Origin of the sequence: Sphingomonas naphthae, from assembly GCF_028607085.1 — a bacterium.
GTDB lineage: Bacteria > Pseudomonadota > Alphaproteobacteria > Sphingomonadales > Sphingomonadaceae > Sphingomonas_Q > Sphingomonas_Q naphthae.
Map to the genome: position 1 here is coordinate 2,692,141 of NZ_CP117411.1, position 19,254 is coordinate 2,711,394.

General features: G+C 68.6%; 21 protein-coding genes. 17 read left to right on the forward strand and 4 right to left on the reverse strand.

Annotated features, from left to right (window positions below; genetic code table 11):
* Positions 1-151 precede the first annotated feature (151 nt).
* The 15 genes from PQ455_RS12915 (at position 152) to PQ455_RS12985 (ending at position 13,139) form a co-directional block, all read left to right on the forward strand.
* Positions 152-1,387: a glycosyltransferase family 2 protein gene (locus tag PQ455_RS12915; RefSeq protein WP_273686499.1), complete on the forward strand. Its 1,236-nt coding sequence runs from the start codon at positions 152-154 to the stop codon at positions 1,385-1,387.
* Positions 1,388-1,481: 94 nt separating this feature from the next.
* Entirely contained in the window at positions 1,482-3,131 is a 1,650-nt protein-coding gene (locus PQ455_RS12920; RefSeq protein WP_273686500.1) for an FAD-dependent oxidoreductase, read from the forward strand.
* Between the two features lie 261 nt (positions 3,132-3,392).
* Positions 3,393-4,304, forward strand: coding sequence for a DMT family transporter (locus PQ455_RS12925; RefSeq protein WP_273686501.1), 912 nt, complete (start codon positions 3,393-3,395; stop codon positions 4,302-4,304).
* Complete coding sequence (locus tag PQ455_RS12930) at positions 4,301-5,470, forward strand: MFS transporter (protein WP_273686502.1); 1,170 nt, start codon at positions 4,301-4,303, stop codon at positions 5,468-5,470. Before PQ455_RS12925 ends, PQ455_RS12930 begins: the two co-directional genes overlap by 4 nt.
* 131 nt (positions 5,471-5,601) lie before the next feature.
* The gene (locus PQ455_RS12935; protein WP_273686503.1) at positions 5,602-6,141 is read left to right on the forward strand and encodes a helix-turn-helix domain-containing protein; all 540 of its coding nucleotides are present in this window, start codon (positions 5,602-5,604) and stop codon (positions 6,139-6,141) included.
* Between the two features lie 69 nt (positions 6,142-6,210).
* The gene (locus PQ455_RS12940; RefSeq protein WP_273686504.1) at positions 6,211-6,576 is read left to right on the forward strand and encodes a hypothetical protein; all 366 of its coding nucleotides are present in this window, start codon (positions 6,211-6,213) and stop codon (positions 6,574-6,576) included.
* A gap of 66 nt (positions 6,577-6,642) precedes the next feature.
* Positions 6,643-7,128 carry a hypothetical protein gene (locus PQ455_RS12945; protein WP_273686505.1) on the forward strand — a complete coding sequence of 162 codons (486 nt, stop codon included), beginning with the start codon at positions 6,643-6,645 and terminating at the stop codon, positions 7,126-7,128.
* 17 nt (positions 7,129-7,145) lie between these two features.
* Positions 7,146-7,712, forward strand: coding sequence for a JAB domain-containing protein (locus tag PQ455_RS12950; RefSeq protein ID WP_273686506.1), 567 nt, complete (start codon positions 7,146-7,148; stop codon positions 7,710-7,712).
* Positions 7,709-8,083, forward strand: coding sequence for a hypothetical protein (locus PQ455_RS12955; protein ID WP_273686507.1), 375 nt, complete (start codon positions 7,709-7,711; stop codon positions 8,081-8,083). Before PQ455_RS12950 ends, PQ455_RS12955 begins: the two co-directional genes overlap by 4 nt.
* A gap of 55 nt (positions 8,084-8,138) precedes the next feature.
* Positions 8,139-8,780, forward strand: coding sequence for a phosphatase PAP2 family protein (locus PQ455_RS12960; protein ID WP_273686508.1), 642 nt, complete (start codon positions 8,139-8,141; stop codon positions 8,778-8,780).
* A 137-nt stretch (positions 8,781-8,917) separates the two neighbouring features.
* Complete coding sequence (gene infC / locus PQ455_RS12965) at positions 8,918-9,460, forward strand: translation initiation factor IF-3 (protein ID WP_273686509.1); 543 nt, start codon at positions 8,918-8,920, stop codon at positions 9,458-9,460.
* The gene (gene ybeY / locus PQ455_RS12970) at positions 9,457-9,966 is read left to right on the forward strand and encodes an rRNA maturation RNase YbeY (RefSeq protein ID WP_273686510.1); all 510 of its coding nucleotides are present in this window, start codon (positions 9,457-9,459) and stop codon (positions 9,964-9,966) included. Before infC ends, ybeY begins: the two co-directional genes overlap by 4 nt.
* Before the next feature lie 26 nt (positions 9,967-9,992).
* Positions 9,993-10,877 carry a hemolysin family protein gene (locus PQ455_RS12975; RefSeq protein ID WP_273686511.1) on the forward strand — a complete coding sequence of 295 codons (885 nt, stop codon included), beginning with the start codon at positions 9,993-9,995 and terminating at the stop codon, positions 10,875-10,877.
* Between the two features lie 76 nt (positions 10,878-10,953).
* Complete coding sequence (locus tag PQ455_RS12980) at positions 10,954-11,352, forward strand: hypothetical protein (protein WP_273686512.1); 399 nt, start codon at positions 10,954-10,956, stop codon at positions 11,350-11,352.
* 452 nt (positions 11,353-11,804) lie between these two features.
* On the forward strand, positions 11,805-13,139 hold the full coding sequence (locus PQ455_RS12985; RefSeq protein WP_273686513.1) for a PQQ-dependent sugar dehydrogenase: 1,335 nt from the start codon (positions 11,805-11,807) through the stop codon (positions 13,137-13,139).
* Between the two features lie 21 nt (positions 13,140-13,160).
* Here PQ455_RS12985 and coaA read toward each other — a convergent pair whose 3' ends face one another.
* A complete protein-coding gene (coaA, locus tag PQ455_RS12990; protein ID WP_273686514.1) occupies positions 13,161-14,093 on the reverse strand; it encodes a type I pantothenate kinase in 933 nt (310 codons plus the stop codon).
* A 35-nt stretch (positions 14,094-14,128) separates the two neighbouring features.
* A complete protein-coding gene (gene panD, locus PQ455_RS12995; protein ID WP_273686515.1) occupies positions 14,129-14,494 on the reverse strand; it encodes an aspartate 1-decarboxylase in 366 nt (121 codons plus the stop codon).
* A 144-nt stretch (positions 14,495-14,638) separates the two neighbouring features.
* Between panD and panB the strand changes: the two genes are divergently transcribed.
* Both panB and panC read left to right on the forward strand, forming a co-directional pair.
* Complete coding sequence (panB, locus tag PQ455_RS13000; protein ID WP_273686516.1) at positions 14,639-15,478, forward strand: 3-methyl-2-oxobutanoate hydroxymethyltransferase; 840 nt, start codon at positions 14,639-14,641, stop codon at positions 15,476-15,478.
* Between the two features lie 5 nt (positions 15,479-15,483).
* The gene (gene panC / locus PQ455_RS13005) at positions 15,484-16,317 is read left to right on the forward strand and encodes a pantoate--beta-alanine ligase (protein WP_273686517.1); all 834 of its coding nucleotides are present in this window, start codon (positions 15,484-15,486) and stop codon (positions 16,315-16,317) included.
* A gap of 101 nt (positions 16,318-16,418) precedes the next feature.
* Here panC and PQ455_RS13010 read toward each other — a convergent pair whose 3' ends face one another.
* Both PQ455_RS13010 and PQ455_RS13015 read right to left on the reverse strand, forming a co-directional pair.
* Positions 16,419-17,861, reverse strand: coding sequence for an NCS1 family nucleobase:cation symporter-1 (locus PQ455_RS13010; RefSeq protein WP_273686518.1), 1,443 nt, complete (start codon positions 17,859-17,861; stop codon positions 16,419-16,421).
* A gap of 43 nt (positions 17,862-17,904) precedes the next feature.
* On the reverse strand, positions 17,905-18,495 hold the full coding sequence (locus tag PQ455_RS13015) for a hypothetical protein (protein ID WP_273686519.1): 591 nt from the start codon (positions 18,493-18,495) through the stop codon (positions 17,905-17,907).
* Between the last annotated feature and the right edge of the window lie 759 nt (positions 18,496-19,254).

Here is a 19,254-nt window from a genome sequence, read left to right on the forward strand (position 1 = left end):
TGTTCGGCTCATCCGGTCGCGCATCCGCACCGGCCCGTCGAACCGCGCTTTCCCGCCCTTTGCCCGGCCGCAACGAATCATCCCGGCGGTTCGTCGAGGGCGACGGGCCGACATATTGCCGCAATGCAGCATCTGCGAAGGAGGCTTGCCGATGAGCGAAGCGACGGGCGACACGCTGCCGGTGACGGTGCTCGTGCCCACCTTCAACCGCGCCATCTATCTGACCGAGGCGCTCGAATCCCTGCTCGGCCAGCGCCCGCCGCCGGCACAAGTGATCGTGATCGACGACGGATCGGAGGACGAGACCGCCGGCATCGTGCGCGGCTTCGGCGATGCCGTCACCTACATCCACCAGCCCAACAGCGGCAAGGCGACCGCGCTCAACAACGGCCTCGCCGCCGCGACCCAGCCCTATGTCTGGATCTTCGACGACGACGATATCGCCGCCGAGGGCACGCTCGCCCGGCTGCACGACGCGCTGGCGGCCGACCCGGACGCGGGCTTCTCCTACGGCATCTGCGACAAGTTTCGCGGCCCCTGGCCCTGCGCGAACCGCGAACGCACCTTCGCCTACACCGCCGAGGAACGGTCGGCGCTGTACGTGCGGCTGATGGAGGATTTCTTCCTGTGGCAGGGCGCGATGCTGGTGCGGCGCGACTGTTACGCCACGGTCGGCCCGTTCGACGTGCGGCTGGCGCGCTCGCAGGATTATGAGATGGCGCTGCGCCTCGGCCGGCGCTTCCGGGGGGTGGGCGTGCCGATCGTCGCCTTCCACCAGCGCCACCACGAAGGGCTGCGCGGCCCCAGCAGCGCGCGCATCCCCGCCGCCGACATGGAAAAAGCGTGGCGCAAATATAACCACATCATCTTCCGCGAACTCCACGCCTCGCACGACCTTCCCGAATTCTGCATCGAGGGCGACCTGACCGGCGGCGGGCGGCCGGCGCTGACCGCGTTGATCCAGCGCGGCAGCATCATGGCGCGCAAGGGCATCTGGGATCTGGCCGCCACCGATTTCGCTGAAGCCGCGAAACTCGCCCACGGCCTCGCCATCACCACGCTGAACGAACAGGAGAAAGCCGCCCTGCGGCGCATCTTCCAGCGCGGCGCCCGATCGGTGTTCACCGGCGAGGCGGAGGGCCGGCCCTTCTTCGCCGCCATCGCCGCCTTCGATCGCCCCCTGCGCGCCGCGATCGAGGGCAACCTCCTCCTCCCCCTCAGCTTCCGCCTGCGCCGGGTGAAGGACACGCAGGAGCCCAGGACCGAACTCCGCCAGCTCTGGATCGCCGGCCGCCGCCTGCTGCGCCCTGGCGCCCTCAGCCATTATCTCGATGCGCGCCGCACCGATCGGGGCATGTACAAGGTGATGCCGCTGGCGGTGGCCTGATCGATCGACCCGGCGTTGCGTGCCGCGCCCTTGCGTCGGGCGCGGTGAAGGCCCCATCTCGTCGCACCCGCCCCGCCAACGATCGGATCGACGGATGACGACACTCGCCTCGCGGCAGCATCAGATGTTTCCCGTGCTCGATGCGGCGCAGGTGGCTACCGCGCGGCGCTTCGCCAGCGGGCCGGAACGGCACTTCGCCGCGCACGAGAGCGTCTATGCCATCGGCGATCGCGGCGCGCCGGCGTGGCTGGTGCTGGCGGGCAGCATCCATGTCGTTCGCCGCGACGGGCTCAATCAGGAGGCGCCGGTCACCACCCACGGCGTCGGCCAGTTCACCGGGGAGGTGAACCAGCTCGCCGGTCGCGCCTCGATCGCCGCCGGCCATGCGGGCGACGCGGGCTGCACCGCCCTTCCCTTCGACGCGGCGCATCTGCGCGCGCTGATGGTCGGCTCGGCCGATGTCGGCGAGGTGGTGATGCGCGCCCTGATCCTGCGCCGGGTCGGGCTGATCGAGGAGGGCGGCGCGGGCACCATCCTGATCGGCGAGCCCGAGAGCCCCGATATCGTCCGCCTCCAGGGTTTCCTCACCCGCGCCGGCTACCCCAACCAGATGCTCGACGCCGCGACCGACGCCGAGGGCAAGGCGCTGGTCGAGCGGATCGGCGTGCTACCCGAGGAGCTGCCGCTGGCCGTATGCCCCAACGGCACGTTGCTGAAACGGCCGAGCAACGCGGAGATGGCGGCCTGCCTGGGCATGACGCCCATGCTCGATCCCGACGCCGTCTATGATGTCGCGATCGTCGGCGCGGGGCCGGCGGGGCTCGCCGCCGCCGTCTATGCCGCCTCCGAAGGGCTGTCGGCGATCGTCCTCGACGAGCGCGCCATCGGCGGGCAGGCGGGCGCCTCCTCGCGGATCGAGAATTACCTCGGCTTCCCGACCGGCATATCGGGGCAGGCCCTGGCCGGCCGCGCCTTCAATCAGGCTCTTAAATTCGGTGCCGAGATCGCCGTGCCGCTCGAAGTGGCGCGGCTCGATTGCACCGATGATGGCCCCGGCCTGCTGCTTACCGACGACAGCCGGTTGCGCGCGCGATCGATCGTGATCGCCTCGGGCGCGCGCTATCGCCGCCCCGACATCGCCGATCTCGCCACCTTCGAGGGCGCGGGCGTGTCCTACTGGGCCTCGCCGATCGAGGCGCGGCTGTGCGCCGGCGAGGAGGTGGCGCTGGTCGGCGGCGGCAATTCGGCGGGGCAGGCGGTCGTGTTCCTGGCCCCGCAGGTGAAGCGCCTCCACCTGATCGTCCGCCGCCCGCTGGCCGATACCATGTCGCGCTACCTGATCGATCGCATCGCCGCTCTGCCCAACGTCGAGATCCATGTCGGCAGCGAGATTGCGGGACTGGAGGGCGACCGCACCACGGGCCTCGCCGCCGCCACCTTCCGCAACCGTGCCGACGGATCGGTCAAGCGGTGCGATCTGCGCCACCTGTTCCTGTTCATCGGCGCCGATCCCAACGCCGCCTGGCTCGACGGCTGCGTCGAGACCGACGCCAAGGGCTTCGTCGTCACCGGCCGGCGCGATCTGCCGCTCGAGACCGACCAGCCGGGCGTGTTCGCCATCGGCGACGTGCGGGCCGGCTCCACCAAGCGGGTCGCCGCCGCCGTTGGCGAGGGGGCGGCCGTCGTGGCGCAAATCCACGCGTTCCTCGCCGCGCCGGCCACTGCCGAGGGCGTAACGCCCTGAGAATCTGGCTCATAAAGGCGTTTTAGGGCCATTTGCTCCTAACCGTTCGTGTCGAGTGAAGTCGAGACACCTGCGCGCGGGGCACGCCCCTCGACTTCGCTCGGGACGAACGGAATAAAATGAACCCGCTTCGTTAATTCCCCGTCAGCCTCTGAGCTTGATTCAGCCGCGCTGAATGGCGGCATCAGCCCGCCCCCGGTTCAGCTCTGCTGAACCCGGCCCTAGCCAAAGCGGGCGCCAGCGGGCAAAGGCGCTCGCATCATGGCCGCACCCGACCCTATCACGCGCGGGATCGCGCTCAGGATCTTCGCGGCCGGCACCTATTCGCTGATGACCGGACTGCTGAAGTTCGCCTCGACCGATCATGTCGCCGCGATCGAGATGCTGTTCTACCGCGCCACCTGCGGCCTGCCCGTCGTCATGATCTGGGTGATGGCCAATGGCGGGCTACGCGCGATCCGCACCGAGCGGCCGTGGGCGCACCTGACGCGCTGCACGCTGGGCATCATCTCCATCTCGCTCACCTTCCAGAGCCTGATCCTGCTGCCGCTGGCCGATGCGACGACGATCGGCTTCACCTCGCCGATCTTCGCCACGATCCTGTCGTGGCTGGTGCTGCGCGAGCCGGTCGGCCGGCATCGCTGGCTGGCGGTGATCCTGGGCTTCATCGGCGTCGCGATCGTGATGCGGCCGGGGGCGACCAGCCATGCCGTGCCGCTGCTGGGCGTGGCCGTCGCGCTGATGGCGGCGCTCGGGCAGGCGAGCGTGACGATCACGCTGCGCCAGATCGGCGGGACCGAGCATGTCGCCGCGATCGTCTTCTGGTTCTTCATCTCGTCGATCGTCGTCGCCGGCCTGTTCATGCCCTTCTTCGCGTCGTGGCATACGCCGGCCACCTATCTGCTGCTGGCGGGGGCGGGGGTCTGCGGCGGGCTGATGCAGCTCGCGCTGACCGCTTCGCTCCAGTCGGCCCCCGTGTCGGTGATCGCGCCGTTCGATTATCTCCAGATCGTCGGCGCGACGATCTTCGGATGGCTCGTGCTGGGCAGCCCGCCGACGATCAACACGCTGGGCGGCGCGGCGCTCATCGCGGGCTCGGGCCTCTACACCGCCTGGCGCGAGCATCGCCGCCGCCGCGATCCGCACGTGCCGCCCACCCAGAGCGTCGCGTGAGCCCTGCTCTGCCCGGCCGCCAGCTCGGGCTGATGATGCTGCTCGTCGGCTCCACCGCGATGGGCATCGCCGGCACCGATCTCGTCCTGCCCGCCATTCCCGGCCTGCCCGCGCTGCTCGGCGGGGACATGGCGCGGGCGCAGCTCGTGCTGGCCAGCTACACCGCCGGCACCGCGCTCGGCCTGCTGGCGTTCGGCGAGCTGGGCGCGCGCCACGATCAGCGGCGCCTGCTGGTCGGCTCGCTGCTGGTCTTTTCGGTCGTCTCGCTGCTGTGCCGCCTCTCGACCTCGCTCGACATGCTGATCGGCCTGCGCTTCGTGCAGGGCATGGCGGGCGCCGCGGCGGCGGTGTTCACCCCCGGCATCATCCGCCGCGTCTATGGCGACGATCGGGCGGTGCGCGCGATCGGTATCCTCGGCAGCGTCGAGGCGCTTGCCCCCGCGCTGGCGCCGATCGCCGGCCTGTGGCTGCTCCACGCCTTCGGCTGGCGCGCGTCGTTCGATCTGCTGGCGGTGCTCTCGCTCGGCCTTGCCATCGCCTTCGCGTGGCGCCCCCTGCCCGCCCCGCCGGTCGATCGCGGCACCGGCGGCTACGGCCGGCTGCTGCGCGACCCGACCTTCCTGCGTTACGCGCTCAGCCAGGCCTGTACGCTCGGCGCTTTGCTGGTGTTCGTGTTCGGCGCGCCCGCGGTGTTCGCCAGCGCGCTCGGCGGGGACATGGGCGACTTCATCGCGATGCAGGTCACGGGGGTCGCCACCTTCATCGTCGCCGCCAATCTCTCCGGCGCTATCGCCAAACGGATCGGGGCGGAGGCGACGATCCTGGCCGGCACCGCCTGTTCCGCGCTCGGTGGCGCGGGGCTGCTGGCCTATGCGCTGGCCGGCGGCGGGGACATGATGGCGATCATCGCCATCTACCTGCTGCTCAACATCGGCCTCGGCGTGCGCGGGCCGACCGGCTTCCACCGCGCCGTGGTGGCCGCCCAAGGCGATGACGCGCGCGGCACGGCGCTGATCGTCGTCGCCATCCTGCTCGTCGCGGCGGCCGGCACCGCCGCCGTCGCCCCGTTCATCGCGTCGGGACTCGTGCCGCTGGCGGCGGGCACCGGGGCGATCGCGATCGTCGCTCTGGCGCTCCTCGGGCTCCTTCCGCCGCTCCGCGACTGACAAAGCGACCGATTCGGGCAGGATCGAATCGCCATCAGCCGATCAACAAGCGTCACAAACCGACAAACAAGCCGTTTGGAGGTCGCCTGTAGGGCTAGGCGAGGGGCGAGTCGGCCTGTACATTCGGCCCCGTGGACCACGACCGCACCTCTTCCCTGACCGACGCGCAGCGCGATTGCCTGCGCCTCGTCGCGTCCGGCCTGGAGGCCAAGGAAATCGCCCGCGCGCTGGAGATTTCCTCTCACGCGGTGATCGAACGGCTGCGTGCCGCGCGCCGCCAGCTGGGTGTCAGCACCAGCCGCGAGGCGGCCCGCCTGATGCTCCAGGCGGAGCAGGGCGCCACCTACAATCCGTTTGTAACCATGCCGATTGGTGTTGTGCCACCAAGCCCCGAACGACACGCTCAGCCCCGTCATCAATTCGATCACGAGGGGGTTGAGCCTCTCAGCGTGGCGGATCGGCAGCAGGTTCGTTTCGAGCCCGATTATCTGAAGCGCCCGGTGGGCGCCCGGATGATGCCCTTCCCCACCGCCGAGCGGCAGTGGAACGATCTGACTTCGGCGCAGAGGTTGGGGTGGGTACTCGCCATCGCCGTCGGCATCGCCCTGATGCTCGGCGGCCTCACCACGGGCAGTGTTTCGATTATCGAGGCTTTGTCCCGACTCTTCTAGCGTCGTCGCTTTCCAGCAACGTCTAACCCTCACGTGACGCGATTCCCGCGTTCGCCAAGGAGAAGAGTCATGTCCGTCACCCGCCGCGTCATTGCCCAGGAAGTCATGGATCGCCTCGTCAGCGCCGAGCGTTCGACCGATCAGGCCCTGATCGACACCGCCGAACTCGCCGCGACCCTGCTGAAGGCCCGCCTGAAGATCGAGGCGGCCGCCGAAGTCGGGCAGGATGCGTTCGAGCGCATCGCCGCCACCTTCGCCGCGCATGTCGAAGGCCGCCGCAGCATCGTCGCCGCCCATCAGGCGCTGGCCGAAGTGAAGGTGAAGATGGGTCTGGCGACCGTCGCCCTCGGTGGTGGTGGCGACAAGGAAGTCCCGCCGCAGCCGGAAGCCGTTTACGCCGAACCGCACCTCAGCCTGGTGCGTCAGGCCGCCTGAGGCCGAATCCCGGCCGTTTGTCGGCCACCGCTTGACCGGAAACGCTTCGCGTGATCCGTCCCGGCGGTGGCCAGCCATCTCGCCTTCCTCTCCCTCCGCGTCGTCTACGACCTGACCCTCGCGCTGGCCTGCGGCTACGCGATTGTCCGGGGCGGGCGTGACGAACGGCTGGGTGCCGCCATCATGATCGTGGGCTCCGTTTTGACGGTGGTCGCGGAATATCAGGGCGGCAAGGGGTGGTGGAACACGCGGACCGGGGTGATCGCGACCGATGTCGCGGTGTTCGTAGCGTTTCTTGTGCTTACCCTGAGGAGCAATCGATTTTGGCCTATCTGGGTCTCAGCCCTGCAACTCATCGCGGTCGCAACCCATCTCGCGATCGCGATTCGGCCGTTCGATCTGCGACCGGAGACCATTCCCATCGTTCGGCCGCTTCTCCAAGCCTACGCGATAGCGCTGGGCTTCTGGGCTTACCCCATGCTCGCGCTGATCGTGCTGGGCGCGCATCGGCAGCATCGCCGTGCCAACCCGCGCTCGAGGTCGCCCGGCTAGAGGCGCTGCTCCGCCCGATGCACGGCGACGACGCCGCCGTCATCGCCAGCCTCCTGATCGATCGGCTCCGCACGCTCTCCGCCGTGCTGGTCGCGCACCCCACCACGCTGGACGCGATCCTGCCCGGCGACCAGCGGGCGACGATCGCGCTGATCGGCGCCACGCGCGACGCGATGCTCCACACGCTGCGCCGAGAGATCCTCGACGCGCCGGTGCTCGCCACCGGCAACGCGCTGGTCAACTATCTCCACGCCGCGATGGCCGCCGAATCGCGCGAGCAGCTGCGCGTGCTGTTCGTCGACGGCAGCGTCCGCCTGGTGCACGAGGAGGTGTTCGGGCAAGGCTCGATCAGCGCCGCGCCGATCGAGATGCGCGCCATCTTCCGCCGCGCGCTGGAGCTGGAGGCGACCGGCCTGATCCTCGCCCACAACCATCCCTCCGGTGACCCCACCCCCAGTCAGGAGGATATCCGCGCCACCGCCATTCTGGCCGAGGCCGCCCGATCGCTCGACATATCGGTCCACGATCATGTCATCATCGCGCGTTCCGGATGGATCAGCCTGCGCCAGCTGGGGTATCTATGAACGCGATCCCGCACGAATATGGCAAGGCCGGGCACGACACGCCCGCCTCCCCCGTCGCCGCCGCGCGCAAGCTCGTCCGCTTCGCCGCCGCCCGTGCCGAGGCGCTCGACGGCGACCTGTTCGCCAACCCGGCCTGGGCGATCATGCTCGATCTGTTCATCGCCGGCGAACTCAACCGCCGCGCCACCGTGGAGCATGTCGGCAAGGCGGCGCATCTGTCCGAGGCATCGGCCGCGCGCTGGTTCACCGTGCTGTCCAAGCGCGGCATGGTCGAACTCTACCAGAGCCCCGATGGCGACGGCCGCCGCCTGATCCGCCTGACCGAACGCTCGCGCGGCAAGCTGCGCGATTTCCTGACCGAGTGGCGCTAAGCCGATAAAGCGGCGGCGCGGGGACCGATCGCCGCCGCCGATCATTCAACCGGGCATGACCAGGCCCGCCAAGCGCAGCAAGCCCCGTAAAGCCACCGAGACAGTCGAGGTCGCGGCGAGCGAGAAGGCCGCCCCGCTGCGCCGGACATGGTTCGTCCGCGCGACGGGCCAGCTGAGCGAGCTGGCCGACCAGCCGCCGCTCATCACGATCTGCGCCGTCACCGCGCTCGCCGGCATCGCGTTCGGCAACCGCCGCCTCGCCAGCGCCGGCGCGCGGATGCTCACCGCCGAGCTAATCGCCACCGCCGCCAAGGATGCGATCAAGGCGCGGGTCGATCGCACCCGGCCGAGGGTCGTGGCCGATGGCGGCCGCTACCGGAGCGGCAAGGGTGGCACCAAGGACAGCGCGCACAGCAGCTTTCCCTCCGGCCACACCGCCGGCGCCGTCGCGGTCGCCCGCGCCGTGGCCCGTGAATATCCGGCCGCCGCAACCCCGGCCTATGCCGTGGCGTCGGGCGTCGCCGCGATCCAGGTGCCGCGGTCGCAGCATTATCCCAGCGATCTGGCGGTCGGCGCGCTTATCGGCGTGGCGGCCGAGGCGGTGGCCTATGGCGCGGAGCGGCTGCTCGCGCGCCGGTGGCCGGCGCGCGAGGTGGAGGCGCCGTTGCTGCTGTTGCCGGCGCCCACCGGCACATGATTTCCCCTCCCGCTTGCGGGGAGACGAATGGCAAAGACACACCCGATGACTCTCTCGCGCGCCATCTTTCAAATTCCCGCCCACGGGCTTATATCGCGCGCGGTTACACAACAGGAGATCGACCTATCCCCCCGCCCATGATGCGCCGCCCGCTTGGCGCTCCCCCGATTCCCATGAACGGCCCCCGCTTCAACGAATTCATCCAGAGCCAGAAGGTGCGGGTGATCGATGAGAATGGCGAGAACCTCGGCGTGATGTACACGCGCGAGGCGATGGAGCAGGCGCGCGAGGTCGGGCTGGATCTGGTCGAGGTCTCCCCCAACGCCGATCCGCCCGTCGCCAAGTTCCTGGATGTCGGCAAGTTCAAGTACGAGACCCAGAAGAAGGCCAACCTCGCCCGGAAGTCGCAGAAGACGCAGGAGATCAAGGAGATCAAGATGCGTCCGAATATCGACGACCATGACTACGACACCAAGATGAAGAAGGTGCACGAGTTCATCGAGGAGGGCGACAAGGTGAAGGTCACCCTGCGCTTCCGGGGTCGCGAAATGGCGCACGGCCAGCTCGGCATGCTCGTTCTCCAGCGCGTCCAGCAGGATACGCTGGAAGTGGCCAAGGTGGAGCAGCACCCGCGCATGGAAGGCCGCCAGATGCTGATGGTGCTGGCCCCCAAGGGATGATCGCAGCCGAGGTTTCCGTCGAGGACGGGTGGCCGGATACGGATTGGGAATCGCTTTCGGCGAAGGCGATTCGCGCCGCGCTGGCGGTCAGCCCCTATGGCTGGATCGCCGATCGCGCCTTCACCTCGGAAATCTCGGTCCGCCTCACCTCCGACGAGGAAGTGCGGGTGCTCAACCGCGACTATCGCCACAAGGACAAGCCGACCAACGTGCTGTCCTTCCCGATGGTGCAGAAGGATCTGCTCGACGCGCTGGCCAATTCGGACGACGGCGAGGTGCTGCTGGGCGATATCGTGCTGGCGGCCGGCGTCACCGCCGCCGAGGCGGCCGACAAGGGCGTCGACGTCGCGACCCACGCCACGCACCTCATTGTCCACGGCACGCTCCACCTGCTCGGCTTCGATCATGAGGAGGGCGAGGCGGAGGCCGAGGCGATGGAGGAGATGGAGCGACAGGCGCTCGCCTCGCTCGGGCTGGACAACCCCTATGTCGTCCGCGAAGACTGACGACCGACTGAGGACCGCGACAGGCGATGCCGGACGATTCGAGTAAGGAGCCCAGCGAAGGCGGGCGATTGTGGGCGGGCCTGCGCGGCCTTCTTTTCGGAGACGATGCGGAGCCGACCCTCCGCGACCAGATCGCCGAGGCGATCGACGAGCATGAGGGCGACGCGCCCTCCAAGAACGACCTGTCCGCCACCGAGCGGCAGATGCTGCGCAATCTGCTCGATTTCGGCGAGCGCACGGTGGGCGACATCGGCGTGCCGCGCGCGGATATCGTCGCGGTGCCGGAAACGATCAGCTTCGCCGATCTCGTCGCCCGCTTCGCCGAGGCCGAGCATAGCCGCCTGCCCGTCTATCGGGTCAGCCTCGACGAAGTGATCGGCATGGTCCACGTCAAGGACGTGTTCCGCATCATCGCGACCGACACGCCCCACCCCGAAACGATCGCCGGCCTGATCCGCGAGCCGCGCTACGTCCCCGAATCGATGGGCGTGCTGGAATTGCTCGCCGAGATGCGCGCCACCCGCACCCATCTGGCGATCGTGCTGGACGAATATTCGGGCACCGAAGGCCTCGTCACGATCGAGGATATCGTCGAGGAGATCGTCGGCGATATCGAGGACGAGCATGACGACGAGGCGCTGGCCCTGATGGTCCCGCTCGACGACGGCCTGTGGGACTGCGACGCCCGCGCCGAACTGGAGGACGTCGCCGACGTCATCGACGAGCGGCTGGCCGAAGTGGAGGAAGACGTCGACACGCTCGGCGGCCTCGCCACCGTGCTGGCCGGCCATGTGCCCCAGCCGGGCGAGATCGTGGCGCATCCCAGCGGCTGGCAGTTGGAGATCACCGAGGGCGACACGAAGCGCGTATCGCGCCTGAGACTGCACCCGCCGGCCGAGGTGGAGGGGTAAGCAGGACCCTCAACTCCACAGCGTCGTGCGAAAGGGATGCTAGCTGGATCGCGACGATCGGGGCTATGCTGAGCCAATGTGGCAACTGGCTGTCTTCGCCTTGGCTTCTGCAACATCGGCTGACCAGAAACGCTTCACGGTTGACGGTGAAGCGTTCGGAGAGCAGCGCGTGCTTACCTGCACTTGGTTCACCAACTTTGAAAATAGCCGGTTTGAGCAGTGTCACGACGCGGCGGGAGCAGTGCTTCAGGATGGCGATGGGGCATCCATCAAATGCCTTGGCGAGACATGTGTGCAACTAAACATCGGAGCCCAAAAGGCTGCGAACTGGCGAAAGCCTGAGCCGATTTGGGGCTCATTCACTGTGCGATTGATTGGGCGCCTAAGCCTAAGCCCGCACCAGAAGCGGTATCTCGGCGATGCCACCAGAACCGTCCTCATCGAGACCGTCGAAGACGTCCAGGTGGCGAAATAAACCAGAGGCCAAGGCTGCCGATAGGTGGAGAGGTAAGCCACCCACGCCATCGTGCTCCTGCGCAGGCAGGAGCCGAGGGGCCACACGCGCTGCGCTCCGATAACCCTGGGCTCCGGCCTTCGCCGGAGCACGGCAGCCGAGGTGGAAGGCTGATGGAACCTCCCCTCCCCTTCAGGGGGGGGTCGGGGGTGGGGGCTGTCCCCGCTTCTCGACATATGTGGTGTCGGGCCGACAGCCCCCACCCCAACCCCTCCCCTGAAGGGGAGGGGCTAACAAAGTCCAAAAACCCCTGTCCTACAGGCCCCGGCCTGTGCCAACGTCCCCCCATGGCCGTTCGCTTCCCCTCGCCCCGCCCGTCACCAAACCGACGCCAAGGCATGCGAACTTCGTGAACTTCCGCGCGGGCCATCCGCCCGCGCCACCTTTTTCCGCCTGATCCGTTACGGGGTTTCATGAAGAAGAAGATCCTGATCGTCGTCGCGGCCCTGATCGTTCTCGGCATAGCCTTCTGGTTTTTCGCGACGCGCAACCAGACCGCCGCGCTGCCGATCACCGCGACCGAGGGCGTGAAGCCCGAGATACCGGCGCCGTCGAAGAGCCTGATCCCGACGATGAACATCGCGCCGGCGGTCGGCTGGAAGGATGGCGAGGCGCCCACCGCCGCCGCCGGCCTGAAGGTCAACGCCTTTGGCCATGGCCTCCAGCATCCCCGCTGGCTGCTGCCGCTGCCGAACGGCGACGTGCTGGTCGCCGAGAGCGACGCGCCGCCCAAGCCCGAGGGCAATCCCGGCATCCGCGGCTGGGTGCAGGGCAAGGTAATGAAGCGCGCCGGCTCCAACACGCCGTCCGCCAACCGCATCACCCTGCTGCGCGACGCCGATGGCGATGGCGTGGCCGAGACGCGATCGGTACTGATCGCCGATCTCTTCTCGCCCTTCGGCATGGCGCTGGTCGGCGACGAGCTTTACATCGCCAATGCCGATGCGCTGGTGAAGGTGCCCTTCAAGGTCGGCCAGACGAAGATCGACGCGAAGCCGGTCAAGGTGATCGACCTGCCGGGCGGGCCGATCAACCACCACTGGACCAAGAATGTCATCGCCAGCCGCGACGGCAAATTGCTCTACATCACGGTCGGCTCCAACTCGAACGTCGGCGAACGCGGCATGGCGGTCGAGAAGGATCGCGCGGCGGTGTTGGAATATGACATCGCCACCAAGGAGCGGCGCGTCTACGCCTATGGCATCCGCAACCCCAACGGCCTGGCGTGGCAGCCGGGCACCGACACTTTGTGGACCGTCGCCAACGAGCGCGACGAGCTGGGATCGGACATCGTGCCCGATTATCTCACCTCGGTGCAGTTCGGTGGCTTCTACGGCTGGCCCTGGTATTATTGGGGCGGGGTCGCCGATCCGCGCCCGACGGAGCCCGACACCAACGATCTGGCCGGCTACGTCATCCGCCCCGATTACGCGCTTGGGCCGCACGTCGCCGCGCTCGGCCTGACCTTCTCGGAAGGCGCGAAGCTGGGGCCGAAATTCGCCAGCGGCGCCTTCATCGGCGAGCATGGCTCGTGGAACCGCAAGCCCAAGTCCGGCTACAAGGTGGTGTTCGTCCCCTTCGTGAAGGGCCGCCCCGCCGCCAAGCCGATCGACGTGCTGACCGGCTTCCTCGACGAGGACGAGGACGCGCGCGGCCGCCCGGTGGGCGTGGTGATCGACCGCACCGGCGCGCTGCTGGTGGCGGACGACGTGGGCGGCAAGGTGTGGCGGGTGGCGGCGGCGCGCTGAGGGAGCGGCTTCAGCGTTGCGTCAGATCCGCCGCAGCCACAGCCGCTCGACCGAATGGTCGGTGCCCTTGCGCAGCACCACGTCGGCGCGGGCGCGGGTGGGGAGGATGTTTTCGACGAGATTCACCTCGTTCACCTCGCGCCAGATATCGCGGGCGAAGGTGAGGGCCTGATCGTCGGGCATCTTCGAGAAGCGGTGGAAGAAGGCGGTCGGGTCGCGGAAGGCGGTGCGGCGCAGGAGTTGGAAGCGCTCTTCGTACCAGCGCGCGATATTGCCCGGCGCGGCATCGATATAGACCGACAGATCGAAGAAATCGGAGGCGGTGAAGGGCGCGCGGCCGATCGACGCCTGCGCGCCGATCTGGAGGACGTTGAGCCCCTCGAAGATCAATATGTCGGGCTGGTCGATCAGCTGCGTCTCGCCCTCGACCCGATCGTAGGCGTGGTGCGAATAGACCGGCACCCGGCCCTTGCCGGTGGCGCGCACGCTCGACAGGAAGTCGATCATGCTTTTGACGTCATAGCTTTCGGGGAAGCCCTTGCGGTGCATGATCCCGCGATCTTCCAGCTCCAGCGAGGGATAGAGGAAGCCGTCGGTCGCGACGAGATCGACTTTGGGGTGATCGGGCCATTTCGACAGAAGCGCGCGCAGCACGCGGGCGGTGGTGCTCTTGCCCACCGCGACCGATCCCGCGATCGCGACGATATAGGGGCGGGGGCGTGCCGGGCGGCCGACGAAATCGTCGGTCACGCGCGCCAGGCCGCGCGCGGCGCCGACGTGCAGGTTGATGAGGCGGGTGAGCGGCAGGTAGATATCCTCCACCTCCTCCACCGAAATCGGTTCGTTCGCGCCGCGTAGCCGTTCGAGATCGCCCTCGTTGAGCGTCATCGGGACGGCGGAGCGCAGCCGCTCCCAATACTCGCGCTGGAACTCGCTGTGGGTGGCGGGGCTCATGGCCTCGTCGGGAACGACCCGCGCGGGCGTTCCCGTCACGCGAAAGGGACGAGCGCGACCTGCGGCTCCTCCGTGAGATAGCGGTCGATCCGGTTGCGGCGATCGACCAGCACCACCTGCGGCTCGACGGGCTGGGCGACCAGCTCGAAGCCCATGATGATGACCTCCTCGCCCTCGCCGATCAGGTGGGCGGCGGCGCCGTTGACGCAGATGTCGCCCGATCCGCGCTCGCCGGCGATGACATAGGTTTCCAGCCGCGATCCGCTGGTGTTGGAAACGACCATCACCCGTTCGCCGGGCCACAGGCCGACGGCGTCGCACAGGTCCATGTCGATCGTGATCGACCCGACATAGGCGAGGTTCGCCTCGGTCACCGTGGCATTGTGGATCTTCGAACGCATCACCCAGCGCACAGACCATCCCCTCCAGAACGCTATCGCCGTACCCCGCCCATATAGGAAGGATGGGCCGATGCCGGAAGCCCCGTTTGCCCCTGTGCCTTCGCGCGGCTACAGGCGACGGCGATAAAGGTGGAGGATCAGGACGTGCCGACCACGATAGCCGAGCTGGCGCGCATGAAGGCGGCGGGCGAGCCGATCGCGATGGTGACCTGTTACGACCATGCCTCGGCGCTGCTGTGCCAGGCGGCAGGGATGAAGGTGCTGCTCGTCGGCGACTCGCTGGGGCAGGTGGTGCTGGGGCATCGCGACACCCTGTCGGTGTCGGTGGGCGACATGGTGCGCCATGCGGCCGCCGTGGTGCGCGGCGCGCCCGACGCGCTGGTCGTCGGCGACCTGCCGTTCCTGAGCTACACCAGCCCCGCGCAGGCGATCGAGAGCGCCGGGCGGCTGATGCGCGAGGGGCAGGTGGGCGTCGTCAAGCTGGAGGGCGGGCGTTCCATCGCGCCGACCGTCCGCACGCTGGTCGATTTCGGCATCCCCGTGATGGGGCATCTGGGCTTCACCCCGCAATCCTCGCACCAGATCGGGGTGAAGGTGCAGGGCAAGAGCGCCGAGGCGGCCGCCGCCATCATCGCCGATGCCGATGCGTTGCAGGCGGCGGGCGCCTGCGCGATCGTGCTGGAGCTGATCCCGGCGGCGCTGGCCTGGGCCATCACCGAGCGGCTGACCATCCCCACGATCGGCATCGGCGCGGGCGCGGGCTGCTCGGGGCAGGTGCAGGTGTGGCACGATATCCTCGGCTTCTCGGGCAAGCCGCCCTTCCGCCATACGCGCCGCTTCGGCGAGGTGGGCGCGGCGATCACCTCGGCGCTGTCGGACTATGCCGGATCGGTCGCGGACGGCAGCTTCCCCACCGCCGCCAACGCCGCGACGATGGACGAGGCGGTGGTGACCGCCGCGCTGGCCTTGGCCGACCGGGACTGACGGGGATGGAGGTGCTGTCGACCATCGCCGATTTCCGCGCGGCGCGGGCGAAGCTCGGCACGCTGGGCCTCGTGCCGACGATGGGCGCGCTGCACGAGGGGCATCTGGGGCTGGTGCGCGCGGCGAAGGCGCGGTGCGCGGCGGTGGCGGCGACGATCTTCGTCAACCCGCTGCAATTCGGCCCGAACGAGGATTTCAGCCGCTACCCCCGCACCTTGCCCAACGACCTCAAGCTGCTCGAGGCCGAGGGCGTCGATCTGGTGTTCACGCCGACCGTCGACGTGCTCTATCCGGCGGGCTTCGCGAGCCGAATCGAGGTGGGGCCGATCGCCGACCGCCTGGAGGGCGCGGTGCGCCCCGGCCATTTCGCGGGCGTGGCGACGGTGGTGGCCAAGCTGTTCGCGATCACCAGGCCGGACGTCGCCTTCTTCGGGCAGAAGGATGTGCAGCAGACAGTCGTGATCCGGCGGATGGTGGCCGATCTGGACGTGGACGTGGCGATTTCCGTGGAGCCGACCGCGCGCGAGGCGGACGGGCTCGCGCGCTCCAGCCGCAACATCTATCTCGATGCCGGCCAGCGGGCGCAGGCGCCGGCGCTCTATCGCGCCCTCATGGCGGCGGATTCAGCCTGGGCGTCGGGCGAGCGTAATGGCGATGTGCTGCGCGACATGATGCGCGAGATCGTCGAGGCGCAGACCGACGGGGTGATCGATTATGTCAGCTTCGCCGATCCGGTGGCGCTGGAGGAGATCGACCGGGCCGGGCATGCGGGCGGGGTGCTGAGTCTCGCGGTGCGCTTCGGCACGACGCGGTTGCTGGATAATCATATTCTTTCCTGATCCGCTCACGCGGATGGGCGGCACCAGCCCGCTCCCCCACCCGGCCACCCATTCAGGATATGCTATGGGTGACCGGCTGGGGGAGCGGGCCGGTGCCGCGTTCAGGCCTTTCGCATCATCAGCCGATAGCTCGCCAGCGCCAGGAAGAGCCCGGTGAACCAGGCGTAGGCGTAGAAGGCCGTCCAGCCCGCCGGCACCCCGGCGAAGGCGACCGGGAAGGCGGTGGCGAGGAAGCCGGGGATGTTGGGGGCGACGCCGATCAGGAAGGCGATCACCGCCGCCGGGTTCCAGCCGCCGCGATAATGGTAGGCGCCCTCGCTGCGGTAGAGCGCCAGCACGTCGAGCTTCGTGCGGCGGATCAGCCAGTAATCCGCGATGAGGATGCCGGCGATGGGCCCAAGCAGCGCCGAATAGCCGATCAGCCAGGTGAAGATGTAGCCGTTGGTGGAGGCGAGCAGCTTCCACGGCATGATGACCACGCCGATGCAGGCGGTGATGAGCCCGCCGGTGCGGTAGGAAATCCGTGCCGGCCACAGCGACGAGAAATCATAGGCCGAGCAGACGAGATTGGCGGCGATGTTGCACGAGACGGTGTCGATCGCGATCACGATCAGGCCGAGCAGCACGAACGGCCCGGCGAGCGTGCCCGCCAGCGCCACCGGATCCCAGATGGCGTGGCCGTAGATGACGACGGTGGCGGAGGTGGTGACGACGCTCGCCAGCGTGATGAGTCCCATGGTGGGCGGCAGGCCGACCGCCTGGCCGATCGCCTGATCGCGCTGGCTGCGCGCGAAGCGGGTGAAATCGGGGATGTTGAGCGCGAGTGTGCCCCAGAAGCCGACCATGGCGGTGAGCGAGGGCCAGAAGACCTGCCAGAATTGCCCCGCCCTCGGCCCGCCCTCGGCGAAGGCGGAGGGGGCCGCGAGGATCGGGCCGGCGCCGCCCGCGCGGTCGATCGCCCACCAGACGAGCGCGGCGCAGACGAGGATCTTGACCGGTGCCGTCCAGGTTTCCAGCCGGCGGATGGTCGTCAGCCCCTTGCGGACGAAGATCAGCTGGATCGCCCAGAAAATGGCGAAGGCGGCGAGCTGGCCGGGGCCGATATCGAGCAACGGGATCGGCGGGCCGGCGAGACTGCGCCCCACCAGCACGCCGAGCAGGGTGAGCAGAGCCTCGCCGCCGATCCACGTTTGGATGCCATACCAGCCGCAGGCGACGAGCGCGCGGGCGAGCGCGGGGAGGCGCGCGCCGGTCGTGCCGAAGGCGGCGCGGGCCAGCACGGCGAAGGGCACGCCGTAGCGCGCGCCGGGATGGCCGATCAGCAGCAGCGGGCCGAGCAGGATGACGTTGCCCAGCAGCACCGTGACCGCCGCCTGCCCCGCCGACATGCCCTGTTCGATCAGGCCGGAAGCGAGCATCCAGCTGGGTACGGCGACGACCATGCCGACCCACAAAGCGGCGAAATGATACCAGGCCCAGGTGCGTTGCGCGGGGCTGGTGGGCGCGAGGTCCGCGTTCCACAATCCGCTCGTCACGTCGGTCATTGGCGCTCACCCCCCGGTCGGCCGAAAGGGGGAGTGTCGGCGGTTACGCCTCTGTGCGCAAGGGGATCGCCGGGGCCAGCGGCAGGAACCAGCGCGCGATGACGAGCCCGCCCGCCAGCAGCATCGCGACATCGCTGACGAAGCTGAAGATCGCCCACGCCCAATCGAAGTGCAGCCAGATCGGCGTGCCGAGATGGGCGAAGGTGGCGCCGGCGAGCGTGATGAGCACCAGCACCTTCGCGCGCGAGGCGAAATCGGTGACGCGGCCGGCGATGCCGTAGAGCGCGAAGCCCATCATCAGCGCGACGATGACGTTGTGGATATAGCCCGAGATCATGCCGGCGGCGTCGTCGACCGGAAAGCCGGCGGTGTTGAAGTGGATCGTGGCGATCGGCCCGCGCCCGTACAGCACGGTGTTGGCGGCCGAGCCCGAGGGCGAGGGGATCATGTAGGTGCCGGTGCCCGTGGCGGTCAGGTTCTGCGCGAGCGCGGTCTGCGTCGCGGCGGCGGCATTGTCGGGCGCGGTGGTGTAGGCGAGGTTGGCGAGCGGCGTGACCCAGAAGAGGAAGCCGACGAAGAACATCGCGACAGCGCCGATCAGGCTGCCGAGGATCAGGCGGACGATGGCGGTCATGTGGTGGCTCCCCCGTTTGTGGCGATGATGCGCGAACGTTTGGGCGAGGGGAAGGGGGAAGGGGGCAGGGGGTGGGTAATTCCTCCCCAAGCGAGCTTGGGGAGGGGACCATCGCGCAAGCGATGGTGGAGGGGTTTTCCCGCCATCATCGTTGCGCAGACCCCTCCACCACCGGCTGCGCCGGCGGTCCCCCTCCCCATGCTGCGCATAGGGAGGAACGGGCAAAAATAGGATTTGCGGGCGCCACTCGGGCGGGAAATCGGGAAGAAGCGTTTCGACCGGCGCGTCCTGCCACGGGCATCCGGGCGGACTTTTACAGCATTTTTGCGGGCCGCCGCAGGCCCGCGCTGGGTTTGGCCCGGTGGACGGTGGCCCCTTGGGTTTTCGCCCCTTGCGGAGTTACTGGCCGGTTTGGCTGGGCCGCCTGCGTATAATCCCCCGAGCCGGTCGCGATGCATCGTCGGTCTGAACCGGATGGCTTCGCGCCGGTCGTTCCGGGACGGTTGCCCGCCCCGGATGCTTGACCTCTTCCCATGGCCTGTGGGAATCGAGCGACGACACATGTTTACCTAATGTTCCTATTTGTCAAGTGATTCGTCATGCTGAACGTGTTTCAGCATCCATCTCCCGGCCGGCGACGGCGGCCCGTGGGGAGGGATGGACCCTGAAACACGTTCAGGGTGACGGTGGGTGCTGGGCGGCGGCGGTGTGATCGAGGGGCTGGATTGCTTCGCTGCGCTCGCAATGACGGAATGGGGA

What these genes read in the sequence shown, in the direction of transcription:
- PQ455_RS12915 (WP_273686499.1), top strand. Translation starts at nt 152, where the DNA reads ATGAGCGAAGCGACGGGCGACACGCTGCCGGTGACGGTGCTCGTGCCC.
- PQ455_RS12920 (WP_273686500.1), top strand. Translation starts at nt 1,482, where the DNA reads ATGACGACACTCGCCTCGCGGCAGCATCAGATGTTTCCCGTGCTCGAT.
- PQ455_RS12925 (WP_273686501.1), top strand. Translation starts at nt 3,393, where the DNA reads ATGGCCGCACCCGACCCTATCACGCGCGGGATCGCGCTCAGGATCTTC.
- PQ455_RS12940 (WP_273686504.1), top strand. Translation starts at nt 6,211, where the DNA reads ATGTCCGTCACCCGCCGCGTCATTGCCCAGGAAGTCATGGATCGCCTC.
- PQ455_RS12950 (WP_273686506.1), top strand. Translation starts at nt 7,146, where the DNA reads ATGCACGGCGACGACGCCGCCGTCATCGCCAGCCTCCTGATCGATCGG.
- PQ455_RS12955 (WP_273686507.1), top strand. Translation starts at nt 7,709, where the DNA reads ATGAACGCGATCCCGCACGAATATGGCAAGGCCGGGCACGACACGCCC.
- PQ455_RS12960 (WP_273686508.1), top strand. Translation starts at nt 8,139, where the DNA reads ATGACCAGGCCCGCCAAGCGCAGCAAGCCCCGTAAAGCCACCGAGACA.
- infC (WP_273686509.1), top strand. Translation starts at nt 8,918, where the DNA reads ATGATGCGCCGCCCGCTTGGCGCTCCCCCGATTCCCATGAACGGCCCC.
- ybeY (WP_273686510.1), top strand. Translation starts at nt 9,457, where the DNA reads ATGATCGCAGCCGAGGTTTCCGTCGAGGACGGGTGGCCGGATACGGAT.
- PQ455_RS12975 (WP_273686511.1), top strand. Translation starts at nt 9,993, where the DNA reads ATGCCGGACGATTCGAGTAAGGAGCCCAGCGAAGGCGGGCGATTGTGG.
- PQ455_RS12980 (WP_273686512.1), top strand. Translation starts at nt 10,954, where the DNA reads ATGTGGCAACTGGCTGTCTTCGCCTTGGCTTCTGCAACATCGGCTGAC.
- PQ455_RS12985 (WP_273686513.1), top strand. Translation starts at nt 11,805, where the DNA reads ATGAAGAAGAAGATCCTGATCGTCGTCGCGGCCCTGATCGTTCTCGGC.
- coaA (WP_273686514.1), bottom strand. Translation starts at nt 14,093, where the DNA reads ATGAGCCCCGCCACCCACAGCGAGTTCCAGCGCGAGTATTGGGAGCGG.
- panD (WP_273686515.1), bottom strand. Translation starts at nt 14,494, where the DNA reads ATGCGTTCGAAGATCCACAATGCCACGGTGACCGAGGCGAACCTCGCC.
- panC (WP_273686517.1), top strand. Translation starts at nt 15,484, where the DNA reads ATGGAGGTGCTGTCGACCATCGCCGATTTCCGCGCGGCGCGGGCGAAG.
- PQ455_RS13010 (WP_273686518.1), bottom strand. Translation starts at nt 17,861, where the DNA reads ATGACCGACGTGACGAGCGGATTGTGGAACGCGGACCTCGCGCCCACC.
- PQ455_RS13015 (WP_273686519.1), bottom strand. Translation starts at nt 18,495, where the DNA reads ATGACCGCCATCGTCCGCCTGATCCTCGGCAGCCTGATCGGCGCTGTC.